At 39.8% G+C, this 17,515-nt stretch carries 14 protein-coding genes; 9 read left to right on the forward strand and 5 right to left on the reverse strand.

All coding sequences use genetic code 11. The features are described 5' to 3' along the window. The first annotated feature begins 367 nt into the window (after nt 1-367). From N6B01_RS11810 to N6B01_RS11820, 3 genes are all read left to right on the forward strand, one after another. The gene (locus N6B01_RS11810) at nt 368-1,786 is read left to right on the forward strand and encodes an NAD(P)/FAD-dependent oxidoreductase (protein ID WP_262078916.1); all 1,419 of its coding nucleotides are present in this window, start codon (nt 368-370) and stop codon (nt 1,784-1,786) included. 256 nt (nt 1,787-2,042) lie between these two features. Beyond that, nucleotides 2,043-2,366 (forward strand): hypothetical protein, encoded by a 324-nt coding sequence (locus tag N6B01_RS11815; protein WP_262078917.1) that lies wholly within the window; start codon nt 2,043-2,045, stop codon nt 2,364-2,366. A gap of 469 nt (nt 2,367-2,835) precedes the next feature. Then, a complete protein-coding gene (locus N6B01_RS11820) occupies nt 2,836-5,118 on the forward strand; it encodes a molybdopterin-dependent oxidoreductase (RefSeq protein WP_262078918.1) in 2,283 nt (760 codons plus the stop codon). 53 nt (nt 5,119-5,171) lie between these two features. Here N6B01_RS11820 and N6B01_RS11825 read toward each other — a convergent pair whose 3' ends face one another. Next, a complete protein-coding gene (locus N6B01_RS11825; RefSeq protein ID WP_262078919.1) occupies nt 5,172-7,646 on the reverse strand; it encodes a TIGR02302 family protein in 2,475 nt (824 codons plus the stop codon). Between the two features lie 306 nt (nt 7,647-7,952). After that, on the reverse strand, nt 7,953-10,163 hold the full coding sequence (locus N6B01_RS11830) for a TonB-dependent receptor plug domain-containing protein (protein ID WP_262078920.1): 2,211 nt from the start codon (nt 10,161-10,163) through the stop codon (nt 7,953-7,955). Nucleotides 10,164-10,460: 297 nt separating this feature from the next. Between N6B01_RS11830 and N6B01_RS11835 the strand changes: the two genes are divergently transcribed. The 5 genes from N6B01_RS11835 (at nt 10,461) to N6B01_RS11855 (ending at nt 14,645) form a co-directional block, all read left to right on the forward strand. Further along, entirely contained in the window at nt 10,461-11,507 is a 1,047-nt protein-coding gene (locus N6B01_RS11835) for an ABC transporter substrate-binding protein (RefSeq protein ID WP_262078921.1), read from the forward strand. Then, nucleotides 11,504-12,499: a FecCD family ABC transporter permease gene (locus N6B01_RS11840; RefSeq protein WP_262078922.1), complete on the forward strand. Its 996-nt coding sequence runs from the start codon at nt 11,504-11,506 to the stop codon at nt 12,497-12,499. The genes N6B01_RS11835 and N6B01_RS11840 overlap by 4 nt, the downstream gene beginning before the upstream one ends. Beyond that, nucleotides 12,500-13,291 (forward strand): ABC transporter ATP-binding protein, encoded by a 792-nt coding sequence (locus tag N6B01_RS11845; RefSeq protein WP_262078923.1) that lies wholly within the window; start codon nt 12,500-12,502, stop codon nt 13,289-13,291. A gap of 209 nt (nt 13,292-13,500) precedes the next feature. Next, nucleotides 13,501-13,881: a hypothetical protein gene (locus N6B01_RS11850; protein WP_262078924.1), complete on the forward strand. Its 381-nt coding sequence runs from the start codon at nt 13,501-13,503 to the stop codon at nt 13,879-13,881. A gap of 26 nt (nt 13,882-13,907) precedes the next feature. Then, nucleotides 13,908-14,645 (forward strand): hypothetical protein, encoded by a 738-nt coding sequence (locus N6B01_RS11855; protein WP_262078925.1) that lies wholly within the window; start codon nt 13,908-13,910, stop codon nt 14,643-14,645. 133 nt (nt 14,646-14,778) lie between these two features. On the opposite strand, the gene N6B01_RS11860 is transcribed toward N6B01_RS11855, so the two are convergent. Together N6B01_RS11860 and N6B01_RS11865 are read right to left on the reverse strand one after the other, a co-directional pair. After that, the gene (locus tag N6B01_RS11860) at nt 14,779-15,240 is read right to left on the reverse strand and encodes a hypothetical protein (protein WP_262078926.1); all 462 of its coding nucleotides are present in this window, start codon (nt 15,238-15,240) and stop codon (nt 14,779-14,781) included. 13 nt (nt 15,241-15,253) lie between these two features. Continuing rightward, nucleotides 15,254-15,661: a hypothetical protein gene (locus N6B01_RS11865; RefSeq protein WP_262078927.1), complete on the reverse strand. Its 408-nt coding sequence runs from the start codon at nt 15,659-15,661 to the stop codon at nt 15,254-15,256. Between the two features lie 231 nt (nt 15,662-15,892). Here N6B01_RS11865 and N6B01_RS11870 point away from each other — a divergent pair, with 231 nt between their 5' ends. Then, nucleotides 15,893-16,318, forward strand: a complete 426-nt coding sequence (locus N6B01_RS11870; protein ID WP_262078928.1) for a hypothetical protein — start codon at nt 15,893-15,895, stop codon at nt 16,316-16,318. A 96-nt stretch (nt 16,319-16,414) separates the two neighbouring features. On the opposite strand, the gene N6B01_RS11875 is transcribed toward N6B01_RS11870, so the two are convergent. After that, entirely contained in the window at nt 16,415-17,440 is a 1,026-nt protein-coding gene (locus tag N6B01_RS11875; protein ID WP_262078929.1) for an LLM class flavin-dependent oxidoreductase, read from the reverse strand. Between the last annotated feature and the right edge of the window lie 75 nt (nt 17,441-17,515).

Consider the following 17,515-nt stretch of genomic DNA (forward strand, 5'->3'; position numbering starts at 1 on the left):
GGCAGCGATGAATCACTAATCTCCATTGAACGCTCTCATGAGATCGCTTTATACATTTTCGCATGAAGCTCACAATAATGTAATCACCTAATTGGTGTTGTATTAGTGACATATCATGACAAACCAAGTATAGTTTTCCAATATCGGGAAAATGCGGCATAAAAATTGGGCATAAATCCTTTCCCAAAACAGGAAATATAAATGGGATTTTCTAGTCTCAAGCCTAATAATTTTCATCGCATTACAACCCTATTTGCAAGCATGCATTTCAACAAAACATAGCATAAATTATTTCTATTATATTGTTTTTGGCCAATTTTAATTCGTGCCAATAAATTAGAAATAACTTCAATAAAGAGGTTTGAATATGAATATTAGTAGACGAAAACTAATTTTGGGCGGTGCAGCTATTTGTGCTGTTGGGGTCGGTACTGGCGTTCTCACCCCCATGCTACAGCGCGAAGGCAGATTGGTTCCCGGAAAGCCACGGGTTGGTTTTGTTGACGGCTCAACAGGACCTCTTCCGCAAAGCGCTGATGCAGTTATTATCGGTGGCGGCATATTAGGATTGATGACCGCCATCAATCTTACTGAAAAAGGTTTAGCGGTTGTTGTCGTTGAAAAGGGCAATATTGCCGGCGAGCAATCATCGCGCTTTTATGGGCAGCTCATCACTTATAAAATGGAAGGCGCAACATTCATGCTCCACCATTTAGGTAAAAAACATTGGCGCGACATGAATGCAAAACTTGGCGTTGATACAAGCTACCGAACTCAAGGGCGTGTTGAAGTTCCATTTAATGAAGAAGATTTGGAAAATGTAAAAAAATGGATAGCGCAAGCCAAGGAAGAAGCTGGTACAGAAATTCCACTTCAAACTCGTATTATCGAAGGAAGTGAATTAAACGACCGTTTAAAAGGCGCGACTTCCGATTGGAAAATTGCGGGATTTGAAGAAGATTCAGGCAGCCTCGACCCTGAAATTACAACATTTAAAGTGGCAGAATATGCCAAAAAAATCGGGGTAAAAATTTACACTCAATGCGCAGCTCGCGGAATTGAAAAACAAGCAGGCGCGGTATCAGAAGTAGTAACCGAAAATGGCTCAATCAAAACATCGCGTGTTGTCCTTTGCGGTGGTGCATGGTCTCGTCTCTTCATGCAAAATCTCGGTGTCGATTTAGAAACTCTACCAGCCTATCAATCACAACAATTAATTACCGGCGGCAAGGGACTTCCTGGTGCAAATGTTGCATTACCGGGAAATATATTTTTCCGCGAGCAGGCCGATGGCACTTATGCAACGTCACCGCGCATTGAAGTTATTCCAATCGTCAAAGATTCATTTGGCTATGGTTATAAATATCTTCCGCTCCTTTCTGCACCTGACGCTGCCATTCACATCTCAATCAATAAACAATTGCTTGATTCCTTCACTCAAAAAACCAGTTGGAAATTGGACGAAAAATCGCCATTTGAAAGCAATCGCGATATGGTCGCCGTCCCCGATATCAAAGACTTGGATGCGTCATTAATTGCCCTTAAAAAAGAGTTTCCAGCCTTTAATGATTCAAAAATTATCGATCGCTGGAGCGGCGCTATGGCAGTTGCCCCCGATGAATCGCCAATCATTTCTTTGGTCAATGAATGTCCAGGTCTCGTCGTCAATACAGCAACAAGCTGGGGCATGACAGAAAGCCCAGTATCTGCATCAATTGCCGCGGACCTATTATTGGGCGCAACACCAGTGATTGATCCAAAAGCCTTTAGCATTTATCGTTTTTAAAATAGCGATCAATTAAAGTATAAAGACAAACCTACCGCACATTTACAAAAATCTATTAAGAAATGTAAATGTGCGGTAGATAATTCCCTTTTCGCACTTTATGGCTTAGCATCCCTCAAAACATAATTACCAGCGCTGCAAGTTTTGCAACGTGGCATCAATTTTTTGACAAATGCAATCATAAAGCTCAAACTACCCATTTTAAATATCATCTGCATCATTTCAAAATTGGAACGTAACAAAATTGGAACGTAAAATGAGTAACCATCAAGCAAATGATCTTATTGTTGGCTTTTCTATTTCCAACACGCATCTATATCCGGGCTGCCAACTAAAACAGCAAGACGAATTGCCAGACTGCGGCACATTCCCAACCCCGATTAGCGTTGAATTTAGTGACGGCACTATTGTTGTTGCTCATATTCACCAAAATGCACAAGATTTGGATAATGAAAATCAACTTATCTTAACAATGCCAGCCTATAAAACAGCAGCCAAAACCAATATTAATGCTAAAAATTGGCTTATTTCCAAGGAAACCAAAACCGACTGGAATACAGTTAAATTATTAGCTGAATGATACAAACCAAGCCAATTAAAATCTATCCCAATATGTCATTCAACCAAGTATCACATAAATCATCAATAAAGCAGCTGATTTGCCATTGCTTGGTCGTTGGATACAATTTTGCATTTTGAAGATATATGTCATATATTCACCTTTTGTTCTCATTGCAAGAAAAAAATGCAAATCACTGTTAAAAAAATCAAAAACACACAAATAAACCTAACAATACGCAACCAATATATTGATTTTAAATATTATTTTTTAAAAATTAGAGTTGGAAAAGCAAAAATATAATTGGTCATTCTAATCTATTTTCTGTCATTTAATGTCATTAATACCGCTAAATTAAGCATTACTTATATTAAATTATCAACGATTCGATCTTTTTTAAATAAAGCAATCATTGAACTTAAACTCGCATTATAATATCACTGATTGGGTTAAAGAAGCTAAAAGCATAAATACTTGCAGGGATGGGTAAATGGAAAACCGCAAATATTTTCTAACCACCCATTGGGGCATTTATCAACATGATCATGCAACCCTTTTCCCCTTCTATAAAGATATCCAGCCGGCAAGCTTCGGCACTGATTACCCACAATACAGCCTTGCACCTTGCCGCATTTTAAAACCAGCCATTCGCAAATCCTATCTTGAATATGGACCAGAAGCAAAAATTGGCACACGCGGCCAAGATGAATTTATTGAAGTGGAGATGGATTTTGCTCTGGATCTTGCAGCTCAAGAAATTGCCCGTATTAAACAAATCTATGGCAATCAGGCAATTTATAGCGGCTCCTATGGTTGGTCAAGCGCCGGACGCTTTCACCATGCCCAAAGCCAATTAAAACGCTTTTTCAATCTTGCCGGCGGTTCGGTTCGCTCAATCCAAACTTATAGCTATGGCGCTGGCGAAACAATTCTACCCCATATTATCGGTGGTCTTAGTGGCTTAGTCGCCAATCATACCAGTTATGACGATATTTTAGATGAAGCCGAACTTGTTTTAATGTTTGGCGGTACACCCATTCGCAATGCACAGGTTAACTCTGGTGGACTGTTTAGTCATAACACCCATAGCCATTTGCAAAAACTATGCCAGAAGGGCATTGACCTTATTTCTATTTCGCCCGTTAAAAGCGATAGCAATATTCAAACCCAATGGCTTTCTTTGCGTCCTAATAGCGACACGGCTTTACTATTGGCTTTATGCCATCACGTCCTCGTCAATCATCGAGTTGATTATAATTTCATCAATCAATACACGACTGGCTTTGATCATTTTGTTGATTATCTTCATGGCAAAAATGACGGCATCATTAAAGATCATTTTTGGGCAGCGGGCATCACTGACATTAATGCCGATATAATTTTTTCCTTGGGCAAACAGATAATTGACAAAAAAACATTCATCATGGTCGCATGGTCGTTGCAACGTGCCGATCATGGCGAGCAAGTCTATTGGGCAACAATTGCCCTTAGTGCTATGCTAGGCAATATCGGAAAAAAAGGACAAGGCTTTGGCTTTGGCTATTCTTCAGCCGGCAATATCGGCATGTCTGGCCCCAAAGTCGCTCTACCATCATTACCACAAGGGGTAAATCCGATCAAAGATGCAATCCCCGTTGCCCGCATTGCCGATATGTTGCTAAATCCCAATGCTAATTATCAATTTAACGGCCAAACCAAAAATTATCCTGATATAAAACTCATCTATTGGATTGGCGGCAATCCCTTCCACCATCATCAAGATTTAAATCGTCTAGTTGAAGCTTGGCAAAGGCCACAAACAATCATCACCCATGAACATTGGTGGAATGCCCATGCCCGCCATGCCGATATCGTATTTCCAGCCGCCACATTTCTAGAGCGTGATGATATAGCAAGTGCCAGCAATGATAGTTTCCTAACTTATGCCAAAGCTCTAAGCGAGCCACCGCAAGGCGTCACAACTGATCATGAAATATTAAAGCAAATTGCTCAACGATTAGGTTTTGAAGAACAATTTACCGCTAAACGTAGCGAAGCGGATTGGCTATGTTGGCTATATCAGCAAAGCTGCCAAATTTTTCAGCATCAACATATTGATTTGCCCAATTATCGCACATTTCAAGACATGGGCTATCTTGAACTTCCTAAAAGGCAAATAAGGCCGCTATTCAGCGAATTTCGTCAATCCCCTGATGAAAACCGTTTATGGACACTATCAGGACGCATAGAAATTTATTCAAAAACCATTGCAGCTTTTAACTATCAAGACTGCCCACCTCATCCAACCTGGCTGCCACCAAGTGAATGGCTCGGATCAGATAAAACAAAGAGTTTTCCGCTTCACCTACTTACCTGCCAACCTAGCGACAAACTCCACAGCCAGTGGGATCATGCAGCACAACCACAAGCGACCAAACAGCATGGCCGCCAGCCAATCCTCATCCATGAAGATGATGCAAAACAGCGAAATATAAAAGAAAATGATCTGGTGCGCGTTTTTAACGAGCGCGGTGCCTGCCTTGCAATAGCAAAACTTAGCCAAGATATAAAACAAGGCGTCACACAAATGGCAACAGGGGCTTGGTTTAATCCATGGCAAGATGAAAACGGTAACAAGCTTGAGCTTAATGGCAATCCCAATGTCTTGACACAAGATCAAGGAACATCAACCCTCACCCAAGCCACCAGTGCCAATTCCTGCCTTGTCGAGGTCGAAAAATATCACGGCATAGCACCTAAGACCAATATTTATGAACCACCTCAATTCGGCTAAATACATTACCTAATATAATTGGTGTTTAATTCTTAGCTTAACACAAATAGGCATCAATCAAAATTTAGCAAGCGTTCAAGATATTGGCGTTCCATTTCTGGAGTAAGATTGCCAAGGCGTTTCCTAATTTCATCCAAGATGCGTCGGGCTTTTTGAATATCGCTTTCACTTGGAATTGCATTATCACCATGCTGATTTTGCTCGCCGCCCATCTCACGCCCCAATGGATCAATCTTGCGATCATCATTGGGTGTGCCTTCACCTTTTTCCTTCAAGGCTTCGCGCATCTCAGCCATCATTTCCTGCGCGCCATTGCGCATTGCATCAAGGGCATCGGCTTGGCTTTGGGTTGACGATTCGCCATCTTCATTATCTAGCGCTTCTTGCGATTGTTCCATCGCTTGCCCTGCATCATCAAGACCTTCGCCTTGTTTCATGCCTTGCTTTTTTAAATCCTCTTGCAGATTTTTTAAATCACTGGATAATTCTTGTTGGCGTTTTTTTAAATCATCAAGATCTTTAGCAAAATCCTCATCAGATTTTTCACCACGCTGATGTTCGCCAGTCATCTTATTAGTATCATTAAGCATTTCTTGTTGGCGGCGCATTAAATCCGATAATTTATCGATATTTTTCTGCATTTCTTGCTTTGCGCTATCTTTATTCTCGCCCTTACCACTACCGCTGCCCCCCTCACTTTGGGTGACTTGCATATTATCCATCATTTTTTCAAGTTCAGATAATAATTGCTCTGCCGCAGCACGATTTCCAATTTTGGCAAGGTCTTCAAGCTCCTTTAACTTCTTTTGCAATTCATCTTCACTCAAGTCCTGCATTTGCTGGCCGGGCTGTTGTTGCAATTTTTGGCCACTTTGCGCAAGCTCATCCATATAAGCGGACATGGCGTTTTTCAACTCAGCCATTAAACGCTCAATCTCGTCTTGACTTGCGCCATTACGCAAAGCATCGCGCAAGGCTTGCTGTGCAGCTTTTAGTCTTTGTGCTGCTGCACTTAAGCTGCCACCTTCAACTCCAACGGCAATATCCCATAAATAGTCGGCAATATTGCGAAATTCTTCATCATTATTAGCACCGGCAAGGCGGCGCTTAACACTCGCAAGGGTTATCACCGTTGTGGCATTCTTAATTGTATCTTTTGGACGAATTTGCACGGCATAAAGCATATCAAGAATATGATCTTTATTGGCTGTATCTGCAATCAATAAGCCACGCTGCTCAATCAAAGCGCGGGCAAGTGGATTGCCAAAACTACGTTGTGGCAAAACCAACTCTTTAGGCTCACTTGATGCAAGATTACCGGCTGCATCTTGTGCATGCAAGGTCATATAAACCTTAGCACCGGCCCAAGGATTTGCGGCAAAATCTTTGGATGTGCGAGTAATTCCCTTACCATTGCGTGGCAATGTTAAAGTAATATCAGGCACTGGAAAAAGCTGGTGCCCTTTTGATAATGGGATCTCGCCATCATCATCCTTTGCGAGTTCCATCGTTGCCCAAGCTTTAACCGCACCATAATCATCATCAATTTTATAGCTTAAATCAAGCAAACCATTAATTGCCCTTTTGGGATCACCTTCCCAGCTAATGCGCGGGGATTGGTCAGCAATTGCATTAAAATTCCAGCTTAAATCCTTATGCGGGCCAGTCAAGGAAAGCGTAACCGCTTTGGTTAATTTGACATCATAAGCCATAACATCGCTATTATCATCGGCCTTAGCTGCAATGTCTTCACTTTTAAGCGTATTGTCACCATCATGCCAATTGGCAGTAAGTTTTAAGCGCGTATCAGCACTGCTAATACGCAAATTAACAATACTACTGACTGGCACATCAAACTGTCCGTCCGTTTTGGAAGATGTATTATTTTCAATTAAATAAATCGGAGCGCGCCCTGTATATTCAGGCGGCGCAACCCACGCATCAACGCGCATATTGGACCAGTCGGCATGTTTGCCAAAATAAAATGCATCATCAATGCGCCCTGAGGATGGACTAAAACTATAGGCAAAAGCAATAGCAAAACTTAAAATAACAATCGAGCGCAAACCATAGGGATCTTGGCGCGGAATATTGGGCGATGGGTAGCCACTTTGTAAATTATTTAAGGATTTAACCAAGCGTTGGCGATGTGCTTGCCACAATATTTTAGCAACTTCATCACTGGTTGGCGGTAGCGCATCATATTGCGCAAGAATTGGCTGAAACTTTAGGCTACTTGCTTTTTCAATTCGGTTATCAACATCACTACGAGTGGGTGATCTAAAATCCAACAATTTCAGCAAACACCAAAACAGTAAACACGCAAAAACCAATAGCAAGCCAATTTGCGTTAAACCGGAAGCCATTTTAAAAATGCCAAACCATGAAAGCGCAAAAAAGCTCAAAACCACTAAAATAACCGGCAAGACCAACGGCCATAAACGCTCGAAAATCAAAATAGCAAAGGTCAGCCGACGCACACGCGCCAGTTTTGCTTGCCAATTCTGATTTTCAACTTCTATGGTCATAATTCCATCCGTTTGGCATTATTTTGCCATGCAATATAGCAAAGAGGTGTCATAATCAGTCTTTATACAAGTTTTTGTCTTAAGTTTGATTTAAAAAGACAAACATCCTGCTTTTATTTTTTAAAGCATTTTTCCTGTTACCAATAATATCTTTATCAATCATGCATATTGATAGAAAAGCGACAATTTAACAACCACAATATTCGATGCATGCCGTATGCAAGAAACCAATTTTTCGTCTAGAAACAAAAAAAGCGCTGGCCTAAAATGTTAGACCAGCGCTTTATATTTTCATAAACTTTCAGCTTAAAAAGTAAAACGGCCGCTTAAAAAAAATGTTCGACCAGCCTCCGGATAACCAGCTTCAACTTCATAATTTTCATCGCTAATATTTCTCACCCCTGCGAGCAAGCTTGCATTATCAGTAAAGCTATATTCGGCAGAAATATTGCCGATAACATAACCATCAGCTTTGCGATAAATATTTTGGATTGCGCTGCGTGAATAACGCCAAGAAGCAATTTCGATGCTAGGTGAAATGGTGAGCTTTTCAATCGGCGTCCATTTACCATAAATGAAAGCTTGATGTTGCGGCTTACCCGTCACCAATGTTTCGCTTTCATTCGGCGATGTGATCTTGCCCTTCAAATAGCTATAATTTCCACCAAAAAGTAGGTTTTCATTAATTTGCCATTCAGCCTTTAATTCAATGCCGTAATATCGAGCTTTACCAACATTGCGACTTTGCGCCATTTCACGGCCATCGCTGTTCATAACGCCAAGATAGACAGAATCAATCATATCCTCAACATTATTGTAAAACACTGCAGTGCTTACCTCAAGATCAGAGGTTACAAAGTCTGACCAGCCAATTTCATAATTTGTTGCGCGTTCCGCCTTCACCCACGGATTTGGAACAGCCGCGCCAAAGCGACTTGAAAAACGTTCTTTAATAGTTGGAAAGCGTGTGCGGCTAGAAACGCTGGCATGCCACTCTGCAGTAGTGGTTGGGCGATAAATTGCTGCCATTTGCCAGTTTATTGCATCATCATCAGAAAGTTCAAAATGCCCAATATCACGAGTCCCTTTAATGAGATATTCAGCATTTTTTAAATCACGATAATCATAGCTAATACCACCAACTAAGTCGAGCTTATCCGTGGCATGAAAAGTATTTTCAACCGCGATTGAAAAAATATTTTCATCTTGCCCCGTTACCGGATCATATATAGCGGTTGGCTTAGAAGGCTGGTTGATATTATGCTCTTCATGCTCATCACGGCGAAAATGGAAAGCAGCTTTTAAATCATTGCGTTCAAATAGCTTGGTACCAGCTTCCATGCTCATACCATAGCTTTTGTCATGATAGGTTGAGCGAAAAGCCTTACCCTTAAACTGGCTATTAAAGTGATAGTCATCATAAGCTGCAATGGTATTGTCAAATTCAGCATAGAAAAACCGCGTATTAAGATAAGTATGCTCGCCAAATTCAGTGTGGCTTGACAATGATATGGTTTCAACATCCCATTGCGGCCAATTCCAATTGGCTTGGTAACCAAGACCTTTAGGCGGTTTGGTTGTTAAACCATCAACAGGCGCAAAAATTGAATAAGGCGAATCCTTGTGGCCTTCTTGCTTGGTATAATTAATCGTATATTCATCGGTTTCATTTGGCGTAAAGCCAATTTTCAAATTACCGCGCCAATCTCTTGATGATGAAAAATCACGACGGCCACCATTTTCAATAATACTATTGCCAATAACCACTGGATCAAAATGGCGGGAGAGAAAAAAGCCATCATTATCGCTATAAACACCACTTGCTTGGACATAATAAGTGTCTTGCTTACTGCCAACATAACCATAGGTGGTATAATTGGCAACCCTACCTGTATTGCCAAATTCAACAGTTGGACGAAATTCAACTTCCAAGGCTTTTTCTGGACGGCGGGTCACCAGATTGACAGCACCGCCCATGCCACCAGGGCCATTCAGTACCGATACATAGCCCTTTTGCACCTGTATTTGTGATAAATCAGGTGTCAAAAATCGATTAATATCAAGGCCATTATCATAGGGCAGATAAATTTGGACGCCGTCAACCATCAACGGCGCCTGATTCATATCAAAACCACGAATATAATAGCGGTTTTCATTGCGCCGCCCGCCAGAACTATGAACTATAACACCAGGTGTCACTTTGAGTGCATCGCCCAAAGTGTTGCGGTTATAAACGCGAATATCTTCTGATGTAACAGTGCTTTCAGAAACCGATAAACCGCTCGTAGCAGCATTGGCTCTTGCGCCAAAAACTGTAATTGTACCAAGGGTGAAGACACCTGCATTATTATCATCATTACGGGTTTGATTTTCTAAACTGCTTGATGACGATGACGCATTTTGGTCTTGCCCTTCAACTGGCGCGGAAAATGCGGCTTGCGATAAGGTCAAAAACGATACGGCGGCAAAAAGCATAGCCTTTATGGGGCTATGCAGTGTTTTTTGGTTGTCTTTCATTTCCAAGACCCCTCAAGGAAAAATATGATTAAGAAATATACGATTAAAGTGCACAATGCGCCAAAAAAGTTTGCAAAAAACCACCCCTTGCACGCCAGTATATTAGACATGAACAAAGGTGATATTTTTTCTATTTAACCTTAATGGCTACTTGAATTATAAATCGTTATGTAGTTTACCTATATACCGTAATGTTTTTTAGAGCTAGTGTAAATAGTATTTTTTTCTAATGCATAAAGTTTTGCAAAAAACTCTGTTCAAAAAAACGAGCTCATAGTGGAAATAAAGGTCTGTGCAATGGTCTTACTGCGTTATTTACTTATAATCTTAATATTAGTTCCAAGCTTTGCAAAAGCGTCTGAAATAATTGATGCAACAGGCACAGTTGTAAAAATACCAGACCAAATCGCCAAGATCGCCCCCGCAGGGCCGCCAGCCAGTGTTTTCCTTTATACGCTTGCACCAGATTTAATGATGGGTTGGCCAAGCGAAATTGGTGAAAAGCGCCGCGAATTTTTAGGGCAACGAGCCGTTGACATGCCGGTCATTGGCTCTCTTGGTGGACGGGTTGGCAGTGAAGCCAATATTGAACGTTTTTTATTGGCAAAACCTGATGTCATTATTGATTTAGGAAATGTTGGCACGGTTGACCTTGAACTTGCCCAAATGGTGCGTAAACGCACTAATATTCCCTATATCCTGTTTGATGGCAGTTTAGACAATTTCCCTAAAGCCTATCGAGAGATTGGAAAAGCAATCAATAAACCAGATGAAGGTGAAAAACGCGCACTGTGGCTCGAAAACCATATGAAAGCGGTAAAAACCGCAATAGATCAGATCCCGCAGGATAAGCGTCCGCGTATTTATTATGCCCGCGGTGTCGATGGCAAAGAAACGGGGCGTAGCGGCTCTATCCATGCAGAAGTGATTGAACGCGCTGGCGCGATCAATGCAGTTGATGCTAATATTGGTAGCCAAGGCATATTACAATTATCCATGGATCACATTTTGGCTCTTGATCCTGATATTATCATTGCTTCAAATCCAAAATTTATGGAAACCATCGCCAGCGATCCCTTATGGCAGCACTTGCGTGCGGTTAAAAACAACAAGGTTTATCTTGCCCCATCCATGCCTTATAGTTGGATTGATGTTCCCCCTTCAGTCAATCGCGCCATTGGCGTCATTTGGCTCACCCATATTCTTTATCCAGAAACCTATGATGTGGATATCAAAGCCACCGCTGGTGAATTTTATGACCTATTTTATCATATCACGCTTGATGATAAGGCATTTGATGACCTCATGATTAGCACTCAAACGCAAAAAACTGGTTCTCAATGAAAATCAAACTTTTGCAATGGATAGGGCTGCCGCTATTTTTAATTGCTGTTATTCTCATCAATTTAAAAATTGGCGCCTATCCAATATCAGCATCAACATTTTTACAATGGTTAGAATGGCGTATTTTTGGCGGTGAGCGACCCAATGATACGATCATCAGTATCATTGAAAATATTAGAGCGCCGCGAATTTTTGCCGCGATTTTGATTGGCGGCGCATTTTCTTGTGCCGGTGCTGCCTATCAAAGCATTTTTCGCAATCCCCTTGTTTCACCAGATATATTGGCCGTTTCTTCAGGCGCAGCTTTTGGCGCATGTTTAGCCATTGTTGCCTCGTTAAGCCTATTTGCCATTCAGGTCGGTGCTTTTTTGGGCGGCATTGGTGCTGTTGCTATCGTTCTTCTCATTGCTCGACTTGTACCACGGCGCGATGTCACTTTGGTGCTCGTTTTGGCTGGTATTGTTGTTGGCGGCCTGTTTGGTGCAGGCGTATCGCTTTTAAAAATTATTGGTGACCCTTATGAAAAACTACCGATTATCACCTTTTGGTTGTTAGGAAGTTTAAGCCGGGTAGAGCTTGATAATATTTTGCTATTAGCACCATTTTTTATCATTGGTATTACTATATTAATTGCCATGCGTTTTCGCATTGATGTCATGACCCTTGGTGAAGAAGAGGCTAAAACAATCGGCATTAACACAGGACAAATCCGCCTTACCACTATTCTTTGCGCGACTTTCCTCACCTCAATTGCCGTTTCAATTGCTGGTATTATTGGCTGGGTTGGGCTTGTTGTTCCCCATATTAGCCGCATGATTGTTGGCCCAAGTTTTGGGCGTGTTGGTCCAACATCAGCTATTATTGGTGCAATATTTTTACTCTTTGTTGATAGCTGCGCCCGCTCACTTGCCGCAACTGAAATTCCGCTTGGCATTTTAACCGCCATTATTGGTGCGCCAATTTTCATTTGGCTGTTAATCAAAGGAAAATAAATGCAAACTTTGATCAGCGTTCAAAACCTTACTATTGGTTATCATCGCAAAATGATCTGCCAAAATATTGATTTTTCAATCAAGCAAGGCAGCGTCCTTTGTATTCTTGGTGCTAATGGCGAGGGTAAAAGCACTTTACTCAAAACCTTACTTGGCCTATTGCCTCCCTTATCAGGGAAAATTTTCCTTAACTCTTGCCCAATTAGCAGCTTAAATTTGCAAGAACGCGCCAAAGTCCTTTCCTATGTGCCGCAAAATATGCAAATCGGCTTTGCTTTTAGCGTATTGCAAATGGTAACCATGGGAAAAGCTGGGCAAATGAGCGTTTTTGCCCACCCCAACCAGAGGGATGAGCAACAAGCCCGCACTATTCTTGATCAATTAAATATCTTGCATCTTGCCAACCAAGATTATGCCAGCTTGAGCGGTGGGCAACGACAACTTGTTTTAATCGCCCGCGCATTAATGCAAAATGCCCAAGCAATCATATTGGACGAGCCAACCGCAAGTCTTGATTTTTACAATCAATCCCATGTCATTCAGCTACTTGGCGCGTTAAAACACCAAGGGCGCACGATCATTTTTACAACCCATCATCCAGACCAAGCCTTTGACATTGCCGATGATGTTTTAATGATCAAGGATAATAATATGCTGTGTTGCGGTAAAACCCATGATGTCATGAACGAAACAATGCTAACCAATCTTTATAAAGCACCTATCGGCATTATTGAAGTTGAAGGTAAAAAAATAAGCTTTATCAAAAATAACCATCAAATAAACCAACGATAAAACTTTGAAACCTCATCTTAAACGAAACGCTTATATTTAAAGTTTTTTAAAATCGCAGAAATCGCGGCTCTCCTTCATCAATTAAGTTGAAATTCTCTTTAATTATTTTACCGTTATAAATAAGCTATACCACCGCTTCCATAAATTAAATCGAACTTAGTTTAAATTTTTATAATGTTTTACGACTAATAAAAGGGGAGAAAAGAAAGATGCAATTTCAATTTCCAGAATTTAAATTAGAAATTGATACCCTTGAAAATCAATTAAAACAGCATGATGAAAAATTGTGGAAAATATCATATTTAGATCCATGGTGGGATTACCAACAAGTTATTATAAATATTGTACTATATAATAAAATTGATGTTTATAAATGTTATGATAAATTTTACGAGCTATATTTAAAACATGATGGACTTAATAAATTTATTAAACTAAATTTAAATTTTTGGGTCAAAAATCAAAATGATTATTACCAATTTCGTTTTTTATCATTGAAACGCTTTTTAAATAAAGAAACGTTAGAGGGACCATTGGACAGTAATCTTTATGAAATAATTCCCAATAATGAAATGCCAAAACTTTACTAAAGGACAAAGCCCTAATAGGATAAGATATGTTTAGTTTTATTAAAAATATATTTCAAGGATCAAAGGCGGATGATAAGCACATTCAATTAGTCGATAAGACAGCCGCTATTTTGCATGAACACTGGAATAATATTGGCAAAATGGATGATGGCATTGTGTCATTAATCGTACAGGGCGAACCTTGGCCAACAGTTGTGCAAAGTTTTGCTTTTGTGCGCCGCACCAACAGCATTATTGTTGCCAGTAATGGGCTATCATGGCCGCAATCAAGTAAGGCGAAAACGAGCGGTTTCGGCTTTGAAGTGTTTTTGGAGACCAATTCCATCGCCCCTGAATATCTTAGCCATGATGGCACTAAAAATGGTTTGCAATATAGTTTTGCCTATAGTGTTGTTGTTAGCACCGCCGATGTTGCTGCACAAAATCCAAACCTTGCTGATATGGTTGAGCAATATGGTGCGGTTTCTATTGAATATCCAGACTTTCAAAGCGCTGAAGTTGCAAACCAAGTCCCATCACGCTTTGTCTTGGATAATGGTAATCTTGGTATTCTTATCGGTGCACCGCAGCCTGACTTTTCAACCACACTCGCTATGCCCTGCGGCCCTATTCGCTTGTTAGCAATCACATTGCTTACCGCTAAGGAATTGGCCTATATTCAAGAACACGGCGTAAATGGCCGCCTTGCTATTCTTGAAAACCTTACTGCCTTACCTTATGAGCAACGCATCAGCCTTGATCGTCCAGATGTTACGCCACAATAAAACTATTATGAGATTATATTAGAAGATTTTAACCCATTATCCCAAAATACCAAGCATTTACGATGATGGGTTAAACAACGTTGGCTATATCATATTGATAATAATCATTGCCCGCGTTTTTATTCTTCGTTTCCTAATCTAATCGCTGTCCCCACTTTCTTTCATCAAATAGATCCGTTTTTGGATCATAATGCGAAAAATAATTTTTATTTAAGCGGTCAAATTTTTGCGGCTTTTTAGCGCCCAGATAATCAACGACATCAAAATTAAAATAGAAATTATCGCAGCTTATAAGCTGTTGAGCACCATCAAGAGCGGTAAAAATAAACTCGGGTATAGGGCGAAACTCGTTTTGAAGATTAATTTTTAAAAAATCACTATTGGTGTTGAAACTCCACTCGACCGAACAATTGGAATAACAATAATCATTTGAAAAAAACTCGCAAATATGATGCTTTTGAAAATCATCACTAATTGCTAAAAGCAGATTAGTTGAACACCACTCATATATTTTAATGCGCAAAATCTGATTAGGCCAACGTTCACGCAAATAGCCCATGATGGTTTGCGCTGTATGATTATCAATTTCCATCATAAAATTCCGATATTTAAAACAATTTACTAACTACACGCTCGCCGGGCTTTAAATTCTCACGTTCATAATAAAAAACCATATAGGGATTAAAATCTAAGCTTTTCCCAATAAACCTAAAGAGAATACCGCAATCTGAGAGTATTTCTAAACGTATAAAATGCTGTTTATTTTTTTGAAATTTGAAGATGCGTAAATAATCCAGATTAAAGTCCGTTGACCACATAGCTTCGCAATGAATCAATTCAACACCGTCCATAATAAATTCGCAATTATGATAATAGCAAAAATCACTACTGATGGCGATTATTAGCTTATTTTCAGCATATTCATAAATATCAAAAAAAAGCGGAAATCCTAATGAAATAATTTCAAAAATCTTAGCTTTATATTTTTCCTCAAGTTCATAATCGCGAATTTCCATAGCTCACCTTTCCTAGACAAATATAAGCGAAGTTTATGAAAAAAATCAAACTATGCTGATAATACTTTATCAAAAAAGACAAATAATGGTTCATTAAAATAAATACAGAACCTAGAGCATCGTAATAAAAAAGCATTTTTAGTTGAAATCTTATTGGTGCCATCAAGTTTTAGCATATTTTACTTTATTTTTTTCACAAAAAAAAATGAATAGAAGTTTTAAGGCATTACAATGGTAGATTTTATCGCTTATAAGGGACCAAATATCCTTATAAATATGCAGATTGACGGCTCTTACGCTTTTGTTGATAATGGCGATCATTATACGCTGCACACCCATAAAGATCCTAAACATTGGTCTTTAATCTATTATCCTCAAAGCCCCGATTTAAAAAAAATTAAAGATATTTATCCGCAAGACAATATGTTTAATGAAATAAAATGCGCCTTTGAAAGCAGAAAATTTGCACCTGTGCCGCAAAATCCACAACATTCAACTTTGTCTGAAATAAATTTTTTTCGGGATTTGAATTTTAGTTACATAGAGGGAGCAAACAGAGCTATAGAAGACAATTCATGCCTAAGAAAATTACATACCTATGTAATTTTTGAGCTAAGATTGGGATCAAGTTTACGATATAGATTTACAGAGAACTAATATTAAACAATATTTTTGAGGCGAAACTGTTGTTACGCCTCAAAAAAATTTCATTTTTATATTTATAAAATGTCAGTTTTAAATCAGGTCGCTTTGTTAGCGCCACCCCAATTCCGGTGCAATTTTTGTCAAAATATTTTCAATAATTTTAAGGTTAAATTCAAGACCAATGCTATTTTCAACCGGAATAAAAATAGTATCCGCTTCAGAAATTGCGGCATCATTTTTGAGCTTAGCAATTATATCTTTAGGGCGCCCACAATAGGTGCTGTGAAAAACATCACGCGCTTTCTTATTATTGGGCCATAATTCCACCAATTCATTATTGATTTGTTGCAACCAAGCGTCTTCTTTTTCATCACAAAGCGGTACGATCTCGCGAATAATTGCAGCGCGTGGTGCATAATTATGCTTAGCTTTATCCCAGGCTTTTTTATGGGCAGTTAAAAACTCGACTTGCTCTGAAAACATAAATTGACCGGTATCAGGATTGCGATGGGTGGCACATTGAATATGCATGCCATGTTCAGCTGCCCAGATGGCCGATTCCATCGTGCCAGATCCCCACCAAATACGCTTGTGTAACGTGTCACTATAGGGTTCCACTCTTGCAATGCGGCGCGTTTCACCAGCGTCGGCAAAATTATATTCAAGTTCAAATGTTTTTTCGCCGCGTAATTGGTCAAGAAAAAACAAAGCGCGTTGCTGGGCAAGTTCTCTTTGGCTCAATTCCTTATTCATGCTTGGTGCAAAAAATTCACTACCATTAATGGATGCAAACGGCGCGCCGCGGCCAATACCAAATTGTATTCTTTGGTCAGCAATCATATCTGCAGAGGCGATATTTTCGAGCATGGAAAGCGGATTTTCATAACGAAGATCAACCACACTAGTGCCAATTTCAATATGTTTGGTTTGCATTGCGATAGCTGCGAGCAAAGGATAAGGCGCACCCAATTGTTCGGTAAAATGATGAACACGAAAATAAGCGCCATCAGCACCCATTTCCTCCGCTCGAACTGCCATTTCAATTGCTTGCTTATAGGATGCCTGCGGTGTCGTTGTTTTGGAAAGTTCATGTTGTTTCCAACGTCCAAAAGAAAGAAAGGCAATCTTTTTCATCATCTTTTCCTTTAATGCGCTATCAATTTTATAATAGCTTTCACAACAATTTTACACCCGTTATATATAAAATCT

The sequence above is a fragment of the Bartonella sp. HY406 genome, from assembly GCF_025449315.1.
Classification (GTDB): domain Bacteria; phylum Pseudomonadota; class Alphaproteobacteria; order Rhizobiales; family Rhizobiaceae; genus HY038.

Coding starts and splice junctions, on each gene's coding strand:
- N6B01_RS11810 (WP_262078916.1), top strand. CDS start 368: ATGAATATTAGTAGACGAAAACTAATTTTGGGCGGTGCAGCTATTTGT.
- N6B01_RS11815 (WP_262078917.1), top strand. CDS start 2,043: ATGAGTAACCATCAAGCAAATGATCTTATTGTTGGCTTTTCTATTTCC.
- N6B01_RS11820 (WP_262078918.1), top strand. CDS start 2,836: ATGGAAAACCGCAAATATTTTCTAACCACCCATTGGGGCATTTATCAA.
- N6B01_RS11825 (WP_262078919.1), bottom strand. CDS start 7,646: ATGACCATAGAAGTTGAAAATCAGAATTGGCAAGCAAAACTGGCGCGT.
- N6B01_RS11830 (WP_262078920.1), bottom strand. CDS start 10,163: ATGAAAGACAACCAAAAAACACTGCATAGCCCCATAAAGGCTATGCTT.
- N6B01_RS11835 (WP_262078921.1), top strand. CDS start 10,461: ATGGTCTTACTGCGTTATTTACTTATAATCTTAATATTAGTTCCAAGC.
- N6B01_RS11840 (WP_262078922.1), top strand. CDS start 11,504: ATGAAAATCAAACTTTTGCAATGGATAGGGCTGCCGCTATTTTTAATT.
- N6B01_RS11845 (WP_262078923.1), top strand. CDS start 12,500: ATGCAAACTTTGATCAGCGTTCAAAACCTTACTATTGGTTATCATCGC.
- N6B01_RS11850 (WP_262078924.1), top strand. CDS start 13,501: ATGCAATTTCAATTTCCAGAATTTAAATTAGAAATTGATACCCTTGAA.
- N6B01_RS11855 (WP_262078925.1), top strand. CDS start 13,908: ATGTTTAGTTTTATTAAAAATATATTTCAAGGATCAAAGGCGGATGAT.
- N6B01_RS11860 (WP_262078926.1), bottom strand. CDS start 15,240: ATGATGGAAATTGATAATCATACAGCGCAAACCATCATGGGCTATTTG.
- N6B01_RS11865 (WP_262078927.1), bottom strand. CDS start 15,661: ATGGAAATTCGCGATTATGAACTTGAGGAAAAATATAAAGCTAAGATT.
- N6B01_RS11870 (WP_262078928.1), top strand. CDS start 15,893: ATGGTAGATTTTATCGCTTATAAGGGACCAAATATCCTTATAAATATG.
- N6B01_RS11875 (WP_262078929.1), bottom strand. CDS start 17,440: ATGAAAAAGATTGCCTTTCTTTCTTTTGGACGTTGGAAACAACATGAA.